Source organism: Ruegeria sp. CL7, from assembly GCF_056536445.1.
In genome coordinates this window covers 1-15,393 of record NZ_JBQFPQ010000009.1, presented here as the reverse complement: position 1 = coordinate 15,393, position 15,393 = coordinate 1, and the positions used below count along the sequence as shown (strand labels likewise).

The following is a 15,393-nucleotide window of genomic DNA, read 5'->3' as shown; positions in this document are numbered from 1 at the left end:
CTGCCATGGCATATGACGACTGACCAAACTTCCATAGGATCAAAACTTTCGGCCTGGTGGCATAGAACGTTTGTGGATCTGGTTCAGCAGCTGCAATGGTCCTATCTGCCGCCATTGATGGTCTATTTTGCGGCCGGCGTGTCCGGCCTGACCTCGGTCGTTGGTGCTTTTTTCCTAAAAGACTACCTCGATTTATCCGCCTCTTTCGTTGCAGGGCTAGCATTTTGGGCTGGTATCCCGTGGATACTCAAAATGCCGCTTGGTCATGTCGTGGACCTGTTTTGGCGCTGGAAGTCCCTGCTGATCTTGTTCGGCGCGTCCTTGATCACGTTGTCTTTGCTCACCATGTACGGGCTCGTGACCGCACCTGCGCAGATGTCCAGTTTCATGCCGCTGGAAGACTGGTATGTTGTTGCCTTGCTCTTGGCGCCTTCGGGCTATGCAATTCAGGACGTCGTTGCCGACGCCATGACGGTTGAGGCGGTGCCAAAGGTTGACCAGAACGGCGCACCATTTTCGCCGGAAGAAACTCGTGCACAGCACACAACGATGCAGACCTTGGGCAGAGTTTCGATCATTTCCGGGTTTGCGGCGGTTGCGGCTGTAAACATCTGGATTTTCTCTGGAACCGAAGAACTGCAAGAATCCGAACGCCTTGCGCTTTATGGCCAAGTATATCTGATAGCTCTGACCATCCCGGTGTTGTCCGTTAGTGGAGTCGTTCTTCACAGCTTTATCCAGCGTCAGCTTATTAAGCGCGGCCACCCGCCACATACGCCGGATGAAGCCACCGAAGTCAAATGGTCCATATTGCTCGGCGGCCTTGCATTCGTTGTGCTCAGCATCGTGCTGGGAACCGCAGATTTCGCATTCGCACAAGAGACCGTTTTTGCGGTTTCCCTGACGGTGATCCTTTACCTCATGTCGCGTCTGCTGAAGGAGTTGGAACCAGCCCAAGCCAAAGCCTTAATTGGGACAGCGACAATCATTTTTGTTTTCCGTGCCGTTCCTCTGCCGGGAGCAGGCCTGACCTGGTTTGAAATCGATGAACTAGAGTTCGATGAGCAATTCTTAGCAATCTTGGCTTTGTTGACTTCGCTGCTGGCGCTGCTGGGGTTAATTGTTCTCCGACCGTTTATGGCCAATCGCTCGATTGCGCATGTGGTCGTATTGCTGACAATCGCTGCGGGCGTTCTAGCCCTGCCCAACCTTGCCCTCTATTACGGCGTGCATGAATGGACAGCCGCGCGTACCGGCGGAGTTGTCGACGCAAGGTTCATTGCCATTCTTGATACAGCCGTTGAATCGCCGCTTGGACAGATCGCTATGGTCCCGATGTTGGCTTGGATCGCCCGCAATGCACCCGTTCAGTTGAAAGCGACTTTTTTTGCGGTGATGGCATCATTCACAAACATGGCATTGTCGGCCAGCAGCCTTAGCACCAAGTACCTCAACCAGACATACGTCGTCACACGCGCTATCACCAACCCTGAGACCAGTGAGGTCACTTCAACCGCGGACTACAGTCAACTTGGGTACTTGCTGATCTCCGCGGCCCTGATCTCAGTGATCGTTCCACTGGCCACTGTGTTCTTTGTTCAAAAATCGCGCTTCCGAACGAGCGAATGATCACAGGTTTTCGAGCTCTGCCAGCAGTGCTCTGAGATGTGAAACCGGGACGCCGATGTTTGAGCCACCAAACTCGGGCAGGATCGCAGCATTGATGGCAACGACCTCACCCCGCCGGTTCAATGCTGGCCCCCCGCTTCCACCGGTCGTGGTCTCAGCGTCATAGACGATGGCGTTCCCACTTGTCCTCGCAATTATCCCCCGGCTTGCCAACGGGTGAATCTTGCTTTGAGTAGAAAGCCGGGACGCAATCGACCAAAAGTTCAACGTTCCTTCTGCCTCCAGTTCCTCTAGAAAGCCCGGCCCAGCCTGCGCGATCAAAGCTTTCAAACCCGTTGGATATCCCAACAGATAAAGCTCTTCACCGACGCGCGACGTGGCATCCGCCAACGGAATTCCGAGGTCCTGAACGCGGCTTGGCTCAACTGCCAAAATCGCCAAGTCTGCGGCTTCACTAAACCGGACCAAACGCGCCTCTATTGGTTCCGTCTGATCAGGCAAATAGGCCAGCAGCCTCAACATCTCTGGCTCAAGACCAGCGTCGCTCAGCGCTTTCTCTCGGTTCACCGAGGTCCAGGGCAAAGCGACATGGCGGTTGGTGGCCATCAATGGCACCCCAGCAATCAAAAACCCTGTTCCGGTGAACTGAAATTCTGCAGGTTCGCCGGTCCCGTCCGGTTCGATCCAAGGCTGGCCAAACGGGGTCTTCAGGTTTTCTCCGTTAGGTCCCAAAACGTGCCGTAATATCTTCCCGCTTTCCACGTGGCGCAATCCATAAGCTCCCTGAAGGAAAGCTACAGATCGAGTGGAGGCAGCTATCACCCGCGTGGGTGCCCCCGCCCGTTGCTCCAAGGTTCCAAGACGCTGCTCAGTCGACAAAACCTGGTTCTCAAAAGCGTCACGCAACGAAGCCAAGTCATCAGGCGTAAGTGCATCTTTTCGCGTCTGAGCGAGCATAACCGCGACCGCTTCGATCTTGCGGGACTCCTGTTCGATACTATCCGCCAAGCGCCGGTCGTTTTGGTAAAGCAGGTACCCAAACCCCGCGATCACAAAAAGCGTCGCAAGAACTGTGATCCTGAACAATATCGTGGTCTGAGACGCAAGCCGCCGCCCACTATCACGCAGGGCACCAGACATCTTTTTAGCGAAAGGTCGGCGGCTCGCTCGGGCGTAGGCATATGCGTCACTAAAGATATCTTCGACCGTATGGTGCGCGGGAAATGAGTGATCGCACAACCTGTATCGAGACATAGGGCCCTTTTCGCCGAACTCGATCATGTCGCCGTGCCTAAGAGACACCGATGAAGCATTTTGCCCGTTTACCCACACATTGCGCCCTGCTGACGCGGTTACCGTGTAACCTTCGTCAGCCCATTGTAGGGTGGCAACATCGTTATTATGGGGAGGCAGGTCATCCCTAGGACGAAGGCTTAGCACCCTTTCATCGTCAACTGAAACAGTTAGGGTTTTATCGACAAGCCAGTTCACGTTTCCGCGCGATGGACCTGTCAGGCTCTCCAGAAATGCCCGCACCTCACCTTCACCACCAGTCCCGGAGGATGTAATGCTACTCGCTTCTGGATTTCGCATTGTGACCCCCTATCCAAACGCGTGAGGGCATTCTACCACGCTGCAACAACAAACCCATGGCTTGGTGCGAATGTACATAAAACGCATTTATACAAACACTTGCGATGTCCGCCCGGATTCAACCAAAAAACATCTATCAGGCCGCAGCTCAAAGAAGGCCGATCCATGATCGGCCCTCTGCTTTGGCATTTTCAAGCCCCGTATCGAGCCAACAGACCGTCTATTTCGACGATACCTTGATCTTACGGCTGGGATCCTGAGGCTCAGTCTTCGGCATTTCGATATGCAGAACGCCTTTGTCGAATGTTGCGGAAATCTTGTCGATTTCAACAGTGTCTGGCAGCGACATGGCTCTGGAAAAACTGCCATAGCTTCTTTCGCTGACACGTAGATCGCCCGTTTCATCATGCGCAATCTTCTTCTGACCGCGCAGGATTAGCCTGCGATCCTTGATTTCAATTTCCACATCATCCTCTTCGAGCCCTGGCAATTCAGCCGTCAGGACAATCGCAGAATCCGTTTCTTGGACATCGATTGCCGGTGAAATCGCACCTGTCATGTCAAGAGACGGAAAACCCGTGCGTTGCGCAGCCGTTTCCATTGGTAGGAAAGGTGATCCTCCCCCGAAAAAACGCGACATCAGGGTTTCCATTTCACGCCGAAAGTTGTCGGAGAGGGGATGCGTTCCAGTGAAAAATTGCGGGGATTTTTTGTCTTCTAGCATTTTTTGAGCCTCCTCCTTTGGTCTGATTTCACGCGCGCAACATTGTGACAGAAAAGGCGGTCAAGGACCTTGATCTTGCGCAAGCATACAACCTCATCCATCGCCAGATCGCTCGCACCGGTTGAACGAACAGAAACGGGAACCGTCGTCCAACAGACTTGCCAGATCGTGCTGGAGTTAACACCAATCTCAGTAGTCTTGATCGGAACCCTAGGTCAGCTTAGCGTTTATTCTAAATGAGCCCGAGTTGCCTACCTTTAGCACAGTGGAGCAAAACCGTATGAAATGGCCTTATCTGGCGCTGATTTACGTTTTGCTGATCTTGGCACCCTTGGGTTTTTCTTGGTCTCTGGGATGGCCACCGCGATCATTTCATCAAGAGCTCGCGTCCGGGCTTGGAATGCTTGCTTTTTCAATAATCTTAGTCGAGTTCCTGCTGTCTGGGCGGTTCAGGTTCATCTCTTCCGGTCTGGGTATGGATGTAACCATGCGGGTGCATCAGTTGATGGCGCGTACAGCACTCGGCTTTGCGCTGATACACCCGCTTCTGTATCAGGGTACGCCGTCTGGCGGACGCCGACCGTGGGATGAAACAAACCAACTTACGATTTCGACCGACTTTTCTACGCTGGTATCGGGCATCGGCGCATATTTTTTACTGTTCATTCTGGTCGCCTCGGCAATTGCGCGTAAATCCCTTGATTTCAAGTACGAGACATGGCGCCTCTTTCACGGGCTGGGAGCCTTGGTGATTGCCTTCCTGCTGTTGCATCACACGGTCTTTGCTGGGCGCTACGGTGGGCATCCACTTTTGACGTATATCTGGCTTACCCTGACCAGTATTGCAGTTGGAACTGTGCTGTATGTCTATCTCGTTCGGCCTTTACGTCAGAGGAAAAGGCCATGGCGCGTCACGTCTGTGTCTCGACTAACACCGAGGCAATGGGAGTTGCGCATCAAGCCAGATGGTCATAGCGGACTAACCTTCGAAGCAGGGCAGTTTGCCTGGCTAAATGTCGGCCACAGTGCTTTTTCGCTGCAGGAGAACCCATTCTCGATTAGTTCAGCACCAGCCGAAGGCCCCGAAGTTTCATTTCTAATAAAGGAACTTGGGGATTTCACATGCAGTCTCGGACAGATCGCTCCGCAAACCCCAGTCTATCTGGATGCCCCACACGGGAATCTGTCGATCAGCCACCGCCCTGAGAAAGGCATTGTTCTGATCGCAGGTGGTGTCGGGATCGCGCCCATGTTGAGCATTATGCGTCAAGTTCGACTGAGTGGAACACAGCACGATCTCAAGCTTGTCTATGGTAACCGGGTGGAGGAGCAGATTGCTTTTCGCCAGGAGTTATCCAAAGAAGACACAGTATTTGTTCTATCCGAACCGCCAAAGGATTGGTCCGGAGAGACAGGCTTAATCGACGGTCCTCTGTTGGACCGCAATTTGTCGTCTGAGCAATATGAAAGCTGGCTTTTCGTTCTTTGCGGCCCCCCTGCTATGATGGACACCGTCGAAGATCATCTGATTGAGCGGGGCACCGCGTCACACCGGATTTTGTCTGAAAGGTTTGACTATGATTAGACTGCTCAGAAACCTGCCCGCACGCCAACAAGTGAAGGTCACGGTGTGGTGCATCAGTTTAATAATCCTCGTCGCTGTCTTGGCCTTTTCTTTAAGGTAGCAACACAAGCCATTGAGCCAAGGCCAGTTTCAAAAATTGTCAGCCAAAAAGGTCGATTTGCTTCGAGGTGTAGGTCGTCACTAACTTCCTTAAATAATGCTGCGGGTGGACAGCAAAATCGTACCACAACTCTTCCGATACGCTCCCAATTAGCGCCTTTGATGGAGATCAAGGGCAACGCGCGCGACTTATTCATAATCAGCAATCTATTCAGACCGATTTATGGGAGGATCGGAATGACCGTACTCATCGTCTTTGCTACAGTCGAAGGCCAGACAGAAAAGATTGCGCGCTTCATCAGCGGTGTCGCGAAGAATGCCGGTTTCAACACAAAACTGATCAATACCGATGAAATGCCCGGCCATGTATCGATTGACGATGTGGTCAAGGTTGTTCTTCTGGCCCCTGTCCACGAGCGTAGGCACCCCGAGTCATTCGAGGCTTTTGTCGCCTCAAATAGAGATACCCTAAGGAAACGAAAGTCTCTCGTGCTTTCCATCGGTCTAAAAGCTGCTTTCGCGTCAGGTCGAGAAGAAGCGCGCGACTATCTCAACGAAATGCTTATGCGAACAGGTTTTGAACCAAGTGCGACGGCGTTGGTCGCAGGCGCCGTGAAGCCGGAAAACTACGGGTATTTTGAGAGGGAGATCCTTAAGCACGTTGTCTTGCTTGGTCGAAAAATCGATCCACAAGATGGGGTACGGGAGTTTACTGACTGGGATGAACTGACGTCAATTGTGATAGATTTTCTTGGCGGAACCGGTCGGGCAAATCGACTTTAACCTCAAGCGAGTACCCAATAACAACTGGCTGTTCCCGCATTACCCGATGAACGCATAGAGCCACCTATCCCAGCAAGCCACAATCGCCAGTTTTCTTCATCAGTGTCCGAATAGCACTGGTAAACTTGTCTGCTCCAACATTGCTTGCGTCGTTCCCCCAAATACCGACTGACGCAAATGGGAATGCCCGTAAGCGCCCATAACAACGAGGTCGGCCCCCAGTTCTCGTGCGCGTTCCTGAATGCAGTGTTCAATTGAATTCCCGCCGCACGGGAACTGCGACACGGTCACGGTGCAACCGTGATGGCTAAGCCATCCAGCTAGATCAGTTCCGGGCACTTGACCTTCTACGTCATCAGGCGACGGCAAATCAAAACACCCAATCACAACTTCGTTGGCCGCCAGAAGAATGGGTAAAGCTAAATGCGCAACCCTAGACGCAGGCAGGCTATCATTCCATGCCAAAAAAATGCAGTCGCGTTGGGCAAACGGATCTCCGTTTATCATCAGGGCTACCGGCGAATGGAACAATACTCCGTAGGCGATCTTATGAAACAAATCGGGATCTTTTCGCAACTCAGCGTCTAGAAAGGCGATATCAGAGCGATTGGCTTGGCCAGCCACAAGATGCTTCAACTCTGCTCCAGATCCCATAAAGGCAATTACATTTGCAGATACGCCCTGCCCGACCAGGAGCGCTTCAACTTCTGTGGCGCGGGACTTCAAGGCGGCATTTTTTCTGTTAAGAACATCCAACCAGTTTGAAGGAAGACCCGCCTCAACGAACCTGTTTGATCCATACTTTAGGTAAGGCAGGTTGGGTAAGTCCGCGATCAACACGCAATTCAAGTGACTGTTCTGGTTACGGGAAGTTTCAGCGCATTCCAAAATCGACGCGTCGTCAGTATCAATTCCTACGAAATATGCCACTGTTCTGTGTTGCATTCCCGACCTCCGTCCGGAATTTCAATTTGCCCGAGAGCCGTGCGCACGGATTAAACCAACTAAGAGACAATGTTGTTGATCGCTCTTCTTACTTCGGCAGCATGAAGAACTCTTCCAGCACAATCTTGCCGTCCGCCACCGAATACACTGCGATCTCGCGCAGGGTCATACGCTCACCCGTAGCCTTCTGAAGCACTTCAGCTCTGAAGCGTACTCCAAAGCGGTTGGGTGGGTGGACGTAGGGCCCATCCACTTCTAGTTCTTGGATTTCATGCGACGCCAACCAATCCTCTCTTTTTCCCTTGATGGCTTCTCGACCCTTTGTAACGCGGAATTGTCGAACCGGAGGCACAACCGCCTCTATCGACTGCGCGTTTTCGGCATAGATCTCATCAACACTTCCAAGGCCCCTGCGCTCACGCATGGCCTGGACGAATGATCTTCCGATTTCAATCAACTCTTCCATGAGCCCCCCCCTGAATTACCGTTGACTGTACCACTTCTTGCCCGCTCAAATCTTGACAAGGATCAATGAGCACAAGGGGAAATGCAATGAGGCCGATTCGTACTCAACTCTGCTCAGCCAGAAGTAACACACTTAATACAGCGCCACATTCGCATCAATCTGCAGGAAAGGCGGACAGCGTCAGCACGCTAGTGTCGCAGTTGCTATTTGGTTTTTAGTCAGCGCGACCGTGCATTGGCGGCTGGTTGCAACCTAAAGCTGCCATGGAGATGTAATGGTATACAAGAGGAAGTGCTGAGGCGATTGCCACGGCCGTTTTTACCAAAAACACATCTTCGCCCTTGCTTGCCAGACAATATCCGGCCCCCGCTCCTTCCCCCCGGTCTTGCGGGAGAAGGCCCTTCGCTTTCAGGTTCGTATCCGCGCGATGCCTTTTGTCGGAGGCCAGCCGCTTCCCCGCAGGCTTCTCACCTGCCCCGCTTTGACCGCGTACGGTCTCGGCGGTCCCCGGTTCGACGAGTGTCTGAAGACGTCCGTCGACCGGTGGGTTCCGTAGTCGCGTTTCTGCACCGGGCCAGAAGGAGCCGCGTCGGTGCGGGATGGGGTAGTCCCCGAACCATAGTTCACAATTGGAGGCCGGTCGTGAACGTACCGTGGTCACCGCTTTTCTTGATCGTTTGCCAGGGAAAGCAGCAAGTATAAACCGGGCGCAACGGAGACGGGGAGACCCATCCCGGCCCGGAACGTCCGATTTTGCGCTCTTGCTGACTAAGTGTATTGATCTGCTTTTTTTTGGGGATCTTTGTGTTTCGCGCGGCCGCAAGTTGTACAAACTTTAGCTGACCCGAAACGCCGCAGCCCACCAATAGCGCAGGCGGTTCGGGTCAGCGGCTCGACACAGAACCTAACCAAATTGTTCTCTTCCTGTTCTTTTGTTTGTGTGCAACCTTTGAGGGGGTCGCCTCGTTTCAACCAGCGCTTTCTGAGCAAACGGTACTGCCTTGATGGATCACCGAAGGTACTGTCAAAGTGCACCGCCACAATGCGTATTCCAAGCTCGGCGTAAGTTCACAGGCCGAGTTGTTTTCCGCTGCCACGCGATACCTGGCATCAAAGCAAATTTAGTCGTGGGAAGTTGACAGGCTACAAAATTATTCCGATTGCCGGAATCTGTTGAATACGGCCTAAAGCCGTCGTTGGCAAAACCCAATGACAATGTCGGCTTTTGCGTCGCTCGCGGGAAGGAGATTGGAAAGCCACTGAAACGTGGCTTCCCAAATGGATAGAGAGGTTTTGGCTCCGTCACGACCCGTCGAAAATCAGGAACACGTAGGCCATAAAGGCGGCCAGATGCACGACGCCCTGAAGCGCATTTGTGCGGGTTCCTACGAAGGTCAGAATGCTGATCCCAAGGGTCAGAGCCAGTAGCACGATCTCAGCGCCTCCCAAGCCGAGCTCAATCGGAAGGCCGACAAAATGCGCAGCGATCAGAACTGCGGGCACTGTCAGGCCGATTGTGGCCAGTGCTGAGCCAAGGCAGATGTTGACGGCCCGTTGCAGCTTGTTGGCGCGCGCTGCGTCCAGAGCAGCCAGCGCTTCGGGGGTCAGGATCATAGCAGCCACGAGGAAACCGCCAAGCGCAACGGGCGCGCCAAATTCCAGAAGTTTGAAGTCGACAAACAGCGCGAGCTTTTTGGACATCAGAACCAGTGGCAGCATTGCCAGAACCAGCCAGACCACGTGAAAGCCAACACTTTTGGTTTCGAGATGGTGCGCGTCCGATCCTGCTGTGGTTGGCAGTTCATCTGCGGGCTGGCGGAAGATTTCTGGTTTGCCGGCGGTCTGATAGACGAGGAAAATGCCATAGAGCACAACCGACATCCCGATCATAAACACTGTTTGCAGGGCAGAGAGGCCACCGCCGGGTGCAGATGTGGTGAAGCTTGGCAGCACAAGGCTTACGATGGCGACGGGAAGCAGGACCACGAGATAGGCATTGGCTCCCGAGAGGTTGAACACTTGCAGCCCATGGCGCAGGCCGCCAATCAGGAGGCTCAATCCAACCAGCCCGTTCATCACGATCATCAGCACCGAGAACATAGTGTCCCGCGCCAGTGTCGGGTTGTTGTCCCCGGTCAACATAACCGCTGTGATAAGCGCCACCTCGATGCCGATCACCGAGAGCGTCAGGATCAGTGTGCCATAAGGCTCACCGAAGATGACGGCCAGACATTCCGCGTGATGCACCACACGAAACACCGCAGCCAACATCACGCCAAAGATACCGCCCAGCAGCAGCCAGGACATGCCAGAGCCCATGGCGGCGGGCTTGATCAGATCACCGGCGAAGGTCAATGCGACAAACACCAACCAGATCAGTACCGTCGCTTTCTCCGCGCGCAGGATGTTTGAAGTAGAAAAAGTCATTTTGGGTCTCCTGCCTTAGCGTTTCTGGGTTGGTGCAGATTTGAGACTGGTGGTCTCTGCCGCCTTAAAGTTGGTTTGTTCAGCTTTTGCTGCAGGTGCGACCGTTTTGATCCGCACAACAACCAAGGCTGTGAAAGCGGCCATCACGATGGCGAGCATCCAGTTCATGGCCAGGTCGCCAAACACAGCCGAGACAACGCTTGTCAGGAGTGGGCCGATAATGCCGCCAATGGTGAACACAAACAGCATGGTCACCGCACTCGATGCAACGTAGACGGGTACTGTCCGGTCCATCGCGTGCGTGAGCAAGAGCGAGTAAAGCGTGAGCATCGAACCACCCAACAGAACCAGACCGGCTAACAGCAGACGATAAAGAGGTGTTCCCACCGTGCTCGCATACTGCACACCGTCTCCGGTCGAAAAGAATGCGAAGATCAAGAGCGCGAAGGTTGCCGCAGCGGAGGCGACCAGAATGACCTTCCGGCGGTCCATCCGGTCAGAGGCAAGCCCCAGCGGGTAGAGAAACAGGATACGCCCGACGTAGACCGCGCCCATTGCGATCGCTACGTCCACGGCGTCGACGCCCATGGTCGCCGCCCGATATGGCACAACATTCATGAAAACCGTGGAGACTATGCCAACAGCGAGCGCGCCAAAGGCAGCTGTGGGGGCATCTATGAAAAGGGCTTTTACACGCACATTGGCCCGCTCTTTGCCTTCCGGTGGCGTGCTTGGCGCGGCTGCAATCACGACGATAGCGAGACAGTACAGCAAAGACACCAACACAAAAGACTGGTTCAAATCGTCTGGAGTCACGATCACGATAACCTGGCTCAACACCGACATCAGGCCCAGAATGATGGCAAACACCGCAAGCAGGCGCCCGCGCGACGTCCCATCCACAGTTTCGCTGATCCAAGCGTCGCCGATGGCAAACAGCCCGGCTGTGGCGATGCCTGTCATAAGCCGCACAAACAAAAGGGTGGGTTCGTGATCTGTGACCGAAAAGAGCAAAGCCGCAGCCGTACAAATAGCGGCGGCCGCCGAAAAGGCGCGGATGTGGCCAATACTGGTGATCCAACCAGCGATGTAAAAGCAGCCAATCAGGAACCCCAGCGAGTAGGCCGCCGGTGCAAGCGCGGCGATTTCCTGCGAAGCACCGGTTTCCGCGAAATACAGGGCGACAATTGTGCCGGACGCCGCGGTCACCAGTTGGATCGCGGCAACAGCAATGAAGAGATATTTGAGAGTGTGAATTTGAGCGCTGAAACTGGGCATATGCGCACCTTTGAGAAAAATTCGGGGTTGGACGCCCAAGGCAACTGTGTCGATTGCCTTGGGCCGTGGGCTTACTTCAGATGAAGGTCAAAGAAGGCGTTCAGCTCGCGCAAAGCATCCTGCGATTCCGGGGCATCGACCATGAAACCTGCGATGTAGTCGCCGTGCGCCTGACCGTCATAGACGTGCAGTTCGGCGGCTACATCCGCATCCCGCATGGCGCGGTGCATCCGCACTGTATCGCTGAGCAACAGATCCCGCGTGCCACTAAGGAAGATTGCAGGCGGCATCCCCTCAAGGTCGCCATAGACCGGAGAGAGATACGGATCGTCGGCGTTTTTGCCGCCCGCATACAGCTCAAAAGTGCCCGCGATTACGCCCTCATGCTGGCCAAGCGGATCAAGACCTTCGAGGGTTGTCCAGCTGTCAGACACATTGGCAAGATCGGTGGCGGGCGTGCCAGCCATGATCGCACCCGGCACCGGCAGACCTGCGTCCCGCAGTTGCAGAGTTGTAGAAAGCGTCAGGTTGCCGCCCGCCGATGTCCCAAACATGGCGATTTTGGCTGGATCATAGTTCTGAGTGATCTCGCCCCAAACCGCAATCACGTCATCGGTTGCTGCCGGAAACGGGTGTAGGGGCGGGCGACGGTAATCTACAGAGATCACCTCTACACCCAGCCCATTTGCCAACCAAGCGGCCTCCATGATTGCCGCTTTGCCGCCGTTGAACACGAAAGCGCCGCCATGAACATGAACAAAAACGGTGTCGGCCCAACGCGGGTCGATTTCCTCAGGCGTGACGAGATATGTCGTAACACCCGCGATCTGACCAACACTGAAATTGGCTCCGGTTTTGGCCAACATCGCCTCGGCCCCTTGCGCAGACGCTGCATCAAATTGGGCTTGGAAAGACAGCCACTCTTCCAGTGTCTCCGGAACCGCCGGCATTCCTACGATCTCGCGCGAGCCAATCAACTCGGCCAATTCTGGGGATACGCCCACTGGGACAGGCACCGTGCGCTCTGCCAACGGCAAGCCATCAGCCGCGGTTTTCACAGGGGGTTCAGCGGCAAAGGCCGGTACCGAAAGCGCTGCAACAAGAGCAGTGGTCAGGGCAGTTTTCAGAACGGAACGACGTTTCATTTCAATCTCCTACGTTTTAGGTGTCCGTGTTTGTCTTTGATGAACCTGAGGTAATTTCGCGCCTTGCACCTTGCGACCGCCGAAAGTGATCATTTGACGACAAAAGGGCGTCTGCTTGGGGCTTTTGTCTTGAAGCAGACCTGTGATGTGCAAACCAAGGGAGGCAGGTGGCAAAATAAAGCCCCGGTCGGACAACCGCCGACCGAGGCAATGACGCGAAGCGTTGATCAGGATGTCTGATCAATGGGCAGGGCAATCGGGAAGGCCCAGCCATCTTCAAGGATCTCTGGACCCGGCTGATACAGGCGCACGACGTAGTTCCACCCGTCCATGATCGGCAAACAGTTCACCCGACCATCCTCACAATCCCCGAAATGTATGGTCACGGTGCCGTCCTCGTTGGGAACGGAAGTCACGTTGTTGACCGAATAGGCCCCTGCGTCGTTGGGCACCATGTAACCGCTCGCATCATAGACTGTGACCGACCAGAAACCGTCTACAGGGACGTCGCCGACAGTCAGGATGTGGGGAATTGTGCCATCGCCCAACACCGGATATTGGCCGTCATAAACCGCCGCCGCAGGTGGGTTGCCGCCCCATCCGGCCGCCGCGCCGACCAAATGCGAGATTGGATTTACGGCGTCGGCCGTCCCAAACACCTCAAACGTGTTACCACTGAGCCCTTGCGCCAACGGAAGCAGCAGTTCGCGTGTCAAATCACGGGAGGCGGCGTCCCAGTTTGGTACCTCAAAGCTTCCGGCGTCAGACTGATGTACTTCAATGGCGTCCTGAAGCGTGTTGGCCAGGGCAATGTCTGATGGGTCATTCTCGTCTGCGAACGTCCTGAACAGGACCGACATATAACGCGTGCCGACCTCCTCTTCAGTGAAATGATAGGTGCCCGCGTCATGTACAACGCCAACCACATAGTGATCCTGGTTGAGAATCAGCATGGACATAAAGCGCCCTTCGGAGTCTGGCAGCACAATCGAGGCGGGCTCGGTCAGATTGATCACGACGCCGGAATAAAGTGTATCACGGTTCATGCGGATCACATCCTGCGCATCCAGTGGTACCGGTTCGCGGATATGCATCAACCCACCAAAGCCACCCAGATCAACAATGCGCTGATGATACATGTCGGTCTCAGCTCGCACAAAATTGGTCACATTCACCGTCACCGGGGCCTCCGCAAAAGCAGGCACGGCAAGGCCTGCGGCGGCAACGATGGCAAGGAAAGAGGATACCGTTTTCATTTCAATCTCCTTTGGGGTCAGAGCGCTACCGTTCCAATTTCGGTCGCTTTGTTTGGCTCATTCCTCAGGTAGGCGGCCAAGAATGGCGTTGGGATGGGCCAAACACTTCTCAAAGTGATCAATCGACGACATAGTGAGCGCGTGTGCGACCCGATGCAGAACTCAAGGGGTTTACTCCCGACACTCGACGCCCTGGACCAGATGGCGTCCCCAAGGCTCGTTGAACGTGCGCTCAAAGATGTTGGGTTAACCCGCACGGTGCTTGAAGGCCCTCCGGTTCCGCTGCCGATACGGTATCATGCACAGCTTCTGGAAACGATTTCCGGCAAAATTGGAGAGCGCCATCTCGGGGCGATCATGGCGAAAGACTTTGCCTACTCTTCTCTCAACCGGCCTGATCCGTTTTCGAGCTATGCGCTTGGGGCTTCTCGGTTGGACATCGCCCTTCAACGTGCCGCCCGGGCGCTGCCCTTTCTCCAACGAGGGACCCAAATTCGCACACGAACCGACGGAAATTGTCTGGTATTCAGTTTCGGGGTGCAATTTGAAAAGAGCATCGGGGCTCAATTGCTTGAGCAGGAAATTCCTTCGATCCTAATCGCTCTTGTGCGTCCCTACCTTGGGACAAGCTGGGTGCCAGATTGGGTCGAACTTCCGGCTGAGCACAGGCTTCAGAAAGTTGCATTTGCACGATTGCTCGGCACAGAAGTCCGGGCCAATGCAGATTTTCCGGGGATCGCAATTCCGATGTCGCAACTTCAGACGCCGACCCGCCTTGACGAAGGCGGACGCGTGCAAATGACGGCTGCAGGCATAGAGAGGTTGCGGTTGAACCGCCCGCCCCGCACACATGCCGAAACGGTACGCCAAGCGCTTCGCATGCAACTCAACAACGGCAGCGCCGCGGTCGACGATGTCGCGGCGGCGCTTGGGGTCGGGGTTCGGACATTGCAGCGTCAGCTTCGGATCGAAGATGTGACGTTCAAGGAGATCGCGCTGTCCGAACAAGTTAGTCGGGCAAAGATGCTCTTGAGTGAAAACGACCTGAACCTGTCTCAAATCGCCTTTTATCTTGGTTTCTCCGAGGTCAACAGCTTCCGGCGCGCGTTCCGCACCTGGTTTGGACAATCGCCGACACAGTACCGTTCTCGCGCATTCAGCTAAGCTGCGGCATAGCGATTAATTCATCGAAGTCTGTGTCTGCAGTTGCTGCGGCTCCTCTTTGATCTTTGGAATGCGTGGTGAAAGCACACAGACCTGCAATTGCAGGTCACTTTAGGTAGCCGCAAGCGGACATTAGTCCATCCTGCAGCGAAGGTCCATTTTCCGCCCGTTCACGACGAATGCTGTGCTGGTCCCTAAGGTCTACTTAGGGCTCGGTGCGGTCATTCGGTGTATTGGGTTCAATGTCTGCTCTAGCGGCAAAGCGACCGGTCACTCGGCAGGCGCATGTATCCACTACA

General features: G+C 54.6%; 13 protein-coding genes and 1 pseudogene. 6 read left to right on the top strand and 8 right to left on the bottom strand.

Annotation, left to right across the window (positions count from 1 at the left end; translation table 11 throughout):
• Window positions 1–12 precede the first annotated feature (12 nt).
• Window positions 13–1,629 (top strand): MFS transporter, encoded by a 1,617-nt coding sequence (locus ACR0LI_RS17575; RefSeq protein WP_171724804.1) that lies wholly within the window; start codon window positions 13–15, stop codon window positions 1,627–1,629.
• On the opposite strand, the gene ACR0LI_RS17570 is transcribed toward ACR0LI_RS17575, so the two are convergent.
• Complete coding sequence (locus tag ACR0LI_RS17570) at window positions 1,630–3,222, bottom strand: trypsin-like peptidase domain-containing protein (RefSeq protein WP_171724803.1); 1,593 nt, start codon at window positions 3,220–3,222, stop codon at window positions 1,630–1,632.
• Between the two features lie 220 nt (window positions 3,223–3,442).
• Window positions 3,443–3,862, bottom strand: a complete 420-nt coding sequence (locus ACR0LI_RS17565; RefSeq protein WP_170697089.1) for an Hsp20/alpha crystallin family protein — start codon at window positions 3,860–3,862, stop codon at window positions 3,443–3,445.
• Window positions 3,863–4,226: 364 nt separating this feature from the next.
• On the opposite strand from ACR0LI_RS17565, the gene ACR0LI_RS17560 reads away from it, so the two are divergent.
• Window positions 4,227–5,531, top strand: a complete 1,305-nt coding sequence (locus tag ACR0LI_RS17560) for a ferredoxin reductase family protein (protein WP_480718948.1) — start codon at window positions 4,227–4,229, stop codon at window positions 5,529–5,531.
• Window positions 5,532–5,867: 336 nt separating this feature from the next.
• Complete coding sequence (locus ACR0LI_RS17555; protein ID WP_171724801.1) at window positions 5,868–6,413, top strand: flavodoxin domain-containing protein; 546 nt, start codon at window positions 5,868–5,870, stop codon at window positions 6,411–6,413.
• A 99-nt stretch (window positions 6,414–6,512) separates the two neighbouring features.
• Here ACR0LI_RS17555 and ACR0LI_RS17550 read toward each other — a convergent pair whose 3' ends face one another.
• Window positions 6,513–7,358, bottom strand: coding sequence for a universal stress protein (locus tag ACR0LI_RS17550; protein ID WP_480718947.1), 846 nt, complete (start codon window positions 7,356–7,358; stop codon window positions 6,513–6,515).
• Window positions 7,359–7,446: 88 nt separating this feature from the next.
• Window positions 7,447–7,824, bottom strand: coding sequence for a SnoaL-like domain-containing protein (locus tag ACR0LI_RS17545; protein WP_171724799.1), 378 nt, complete (start codon window positions 7,822–7,824; stop codon window positions 7,447–7,449).
• Window positions 7,825–8,832: 1,008 nt separating this feature from the next.
• Here ACR0LI_RS17545 and ACR0LI_RS17540 point away from each other — a divergent pair.
• Window positions 8,833–8,949: a LuxR C-terminal-related transcriptional regulator gene (locus tag ACR0LI_RS17540; protein ID WP_480718981.1), complete on the top strand. Its 117-nt coding sequence runs from the start codon at window positions 8,833–8,835 to the stop codon at window positions 8,947–8,949.
• A 177-nt stretch (window positions 8,950–9,126) separates the two neighbouring features.
• Here ACR0LI_RS17540 and ACR0LI_RS17535 read toward each other — a convergent pair whose 3' ends face one another.
• The 4 genes from ACR0LI_RS17535 to ACR0LI_RS17520 form a co-directional block, all read right to left on the bottom strand.
• Complete coding sequence (locus ACR0LI_RS17535; RefSeq protein WP_171724798.1) at window positions 9,127–10,251, bottom strand: calcium:cation antiporter; 1,125 nt, start codon at window positions 10,249–10,251, stop codon at window positions 9,127–9,129.
• Between the two features lie 15 nt (window positions 10,252–10,266).
• Window positions 10,267–11,529: an MFS transporter gene (locus ACR0LI_RS17530; protein ID WP_480718946.1), complete on the bottom strand. Its 1,263-nt coding sequence runs from the start codon at window positions 11,527–11,529 to the stop codon at window positions 10,267–10,269.
• Window positions 11,530–11,600: 71 nt separating this feature from the next.
• The gene (locus ACR0LI_RS17525; protein WP_480488402.1) at window positions 11,601–12,674 is read right to left on the bottom strand and encodes an alpha/beta hydrolase; all 1,074 of its coding nucleotides are present in this window, start codon (window positions 12,672–12,674) and stop codon (window positions 11,601–11,603) included.
• A gap of 227 nt (window positions 12,675–12,901) precedes the next feature.
• Entirely contained in the window at window positions 12,902–13,930 is a 1,029-nt protein-coding gene (locus ACR0LI_RS17520) for a DUF1214 domain-containing protein (RefSeq protein ID WP_209834791.1), read from the bottom strand.
• A gap of 93 nt (window positions 13,931–14,023) precedes the next feature.
• On the opposite strand from ACR0LI_RS17520, the pseudogene ACR0LI_RS17515 reads away from it, so the two are divergent.
• Together ACR0LI_RS17515 and ACR0LI_RS17510 are read left to right on the top strand one after the other, a co-directional pair.
• Window positions 14,024–14,686: pseudogene (locus ACR0LI_RS17515) on the top strand (AraC family transcriptional regulator ligand-binding domain-containing protein); the annotation flags it as partial.
• 42 nt (window positions 14,687–14,728) lie between these two features.
• Window positions 14,729–15,094: a helix-turn-helix transcriptional regulator gene (locus ACR0LI_RS17510; protein WP_480718980.1), complete on the top strand. Its 366-nt coding sequence runs from the start codon at window positions 14,729–14,731 to the stop codon at window positions 15,092–15,094.
• Window positions 15,095–15,393 lie beyond the last annotated feature (299 nt).

Excerpts from the sequence above, each read along its gene's own strand:
- ACR0LI_RS17575 (WP_171724804.1), top strand. The coding sequence starts at position 13 with ATGACGACTGACCAAACTTCCATAGGATCAAAACTTTCGGCCTGGTGG.
- ACR0LI_RS17570 (WP_171724803.1), bottom strand. The coding sequence starts at position 3,222 with ATGCGAAATCCAGAAGCGAGTAGCATTACATCCTCCGGGACTGGTGGT.
- ACR0LI_RS17565 (WP_170697089.1), bottom strand. The coding sequence starts at position 3,862 with ATGTCGCGTTTTTTCGGGGGAGGATCACCTTTCCTACCAATGGAAACG.
- ACR0LI_RS17560 (WP_480718948.1), top strand. The coding sequence starts at position 4,227 with ATGAAATGGCCTTATCTGGCGCTGATTTACGTTTTGCTGATCTTGGCA.
- ACR0LI_RS17555 (WP_171724801.1), top strand. The coding sequence starts at position 5,868 with ATGACCGTACTCATCGTCTTTGCTACAGTCGAAGGCCAGACAGAAAAG.
- ACR0LI_RS17550 (WP_480718947.1), bottom strand. The coding sequence starts at position 7,358 with ATGCAACACAGAACAGTGGCATATTTCGTAGGAATTGATACTGACGAC.
- ACR0LI_RS17545 (WP_171724799.1), bottom strand. The coding sequence starts at position 7,824 with ATGGAAGAGTTGATTGAAATCGGAAGATCATTCGTCCAGGCCATGCGT.
- ACR0LI_RS17535 (WP_171724798.1), bottom strand. The coding sequence starts at position 10,251 with ATGACTTTTTCTACTTCAAACATCCTGCGCGCGGAGAAAGCGACGGTA.
- ACR0LI_RS17530 (WP_480718946.1), bottom strand. The coding sequence starts at position 11,529 with ATGCCCAGTTTCAGCGCTCAAATTCACACTCTCAAATATCTCTTCATT.
- ACR0LI_RS17525 (WP_480488402.1), bottom strand. The coding sequence starts at position 12,674 with ATGAAACGTCGTTCCGTTCTGAAAACTGCCCTGACCACTGCTCTTGTT.
- ACR0LI_RS17520 (WP_209834791.1), bottom strand. The coding sequence starts at position 13,930 with ATGAAAACGGTATCCTCTTTCCTTGCCATCGTTGCCGCCGCAGGCCTT.
- ACR0LI_RS17510 (WP_480718980.1), top strand. The coding sequence starts at position 14,729 with ATGACGGCTGCAGGCATAGAGAGGTTGCGGTTGAACCGCCCGCCCCGC.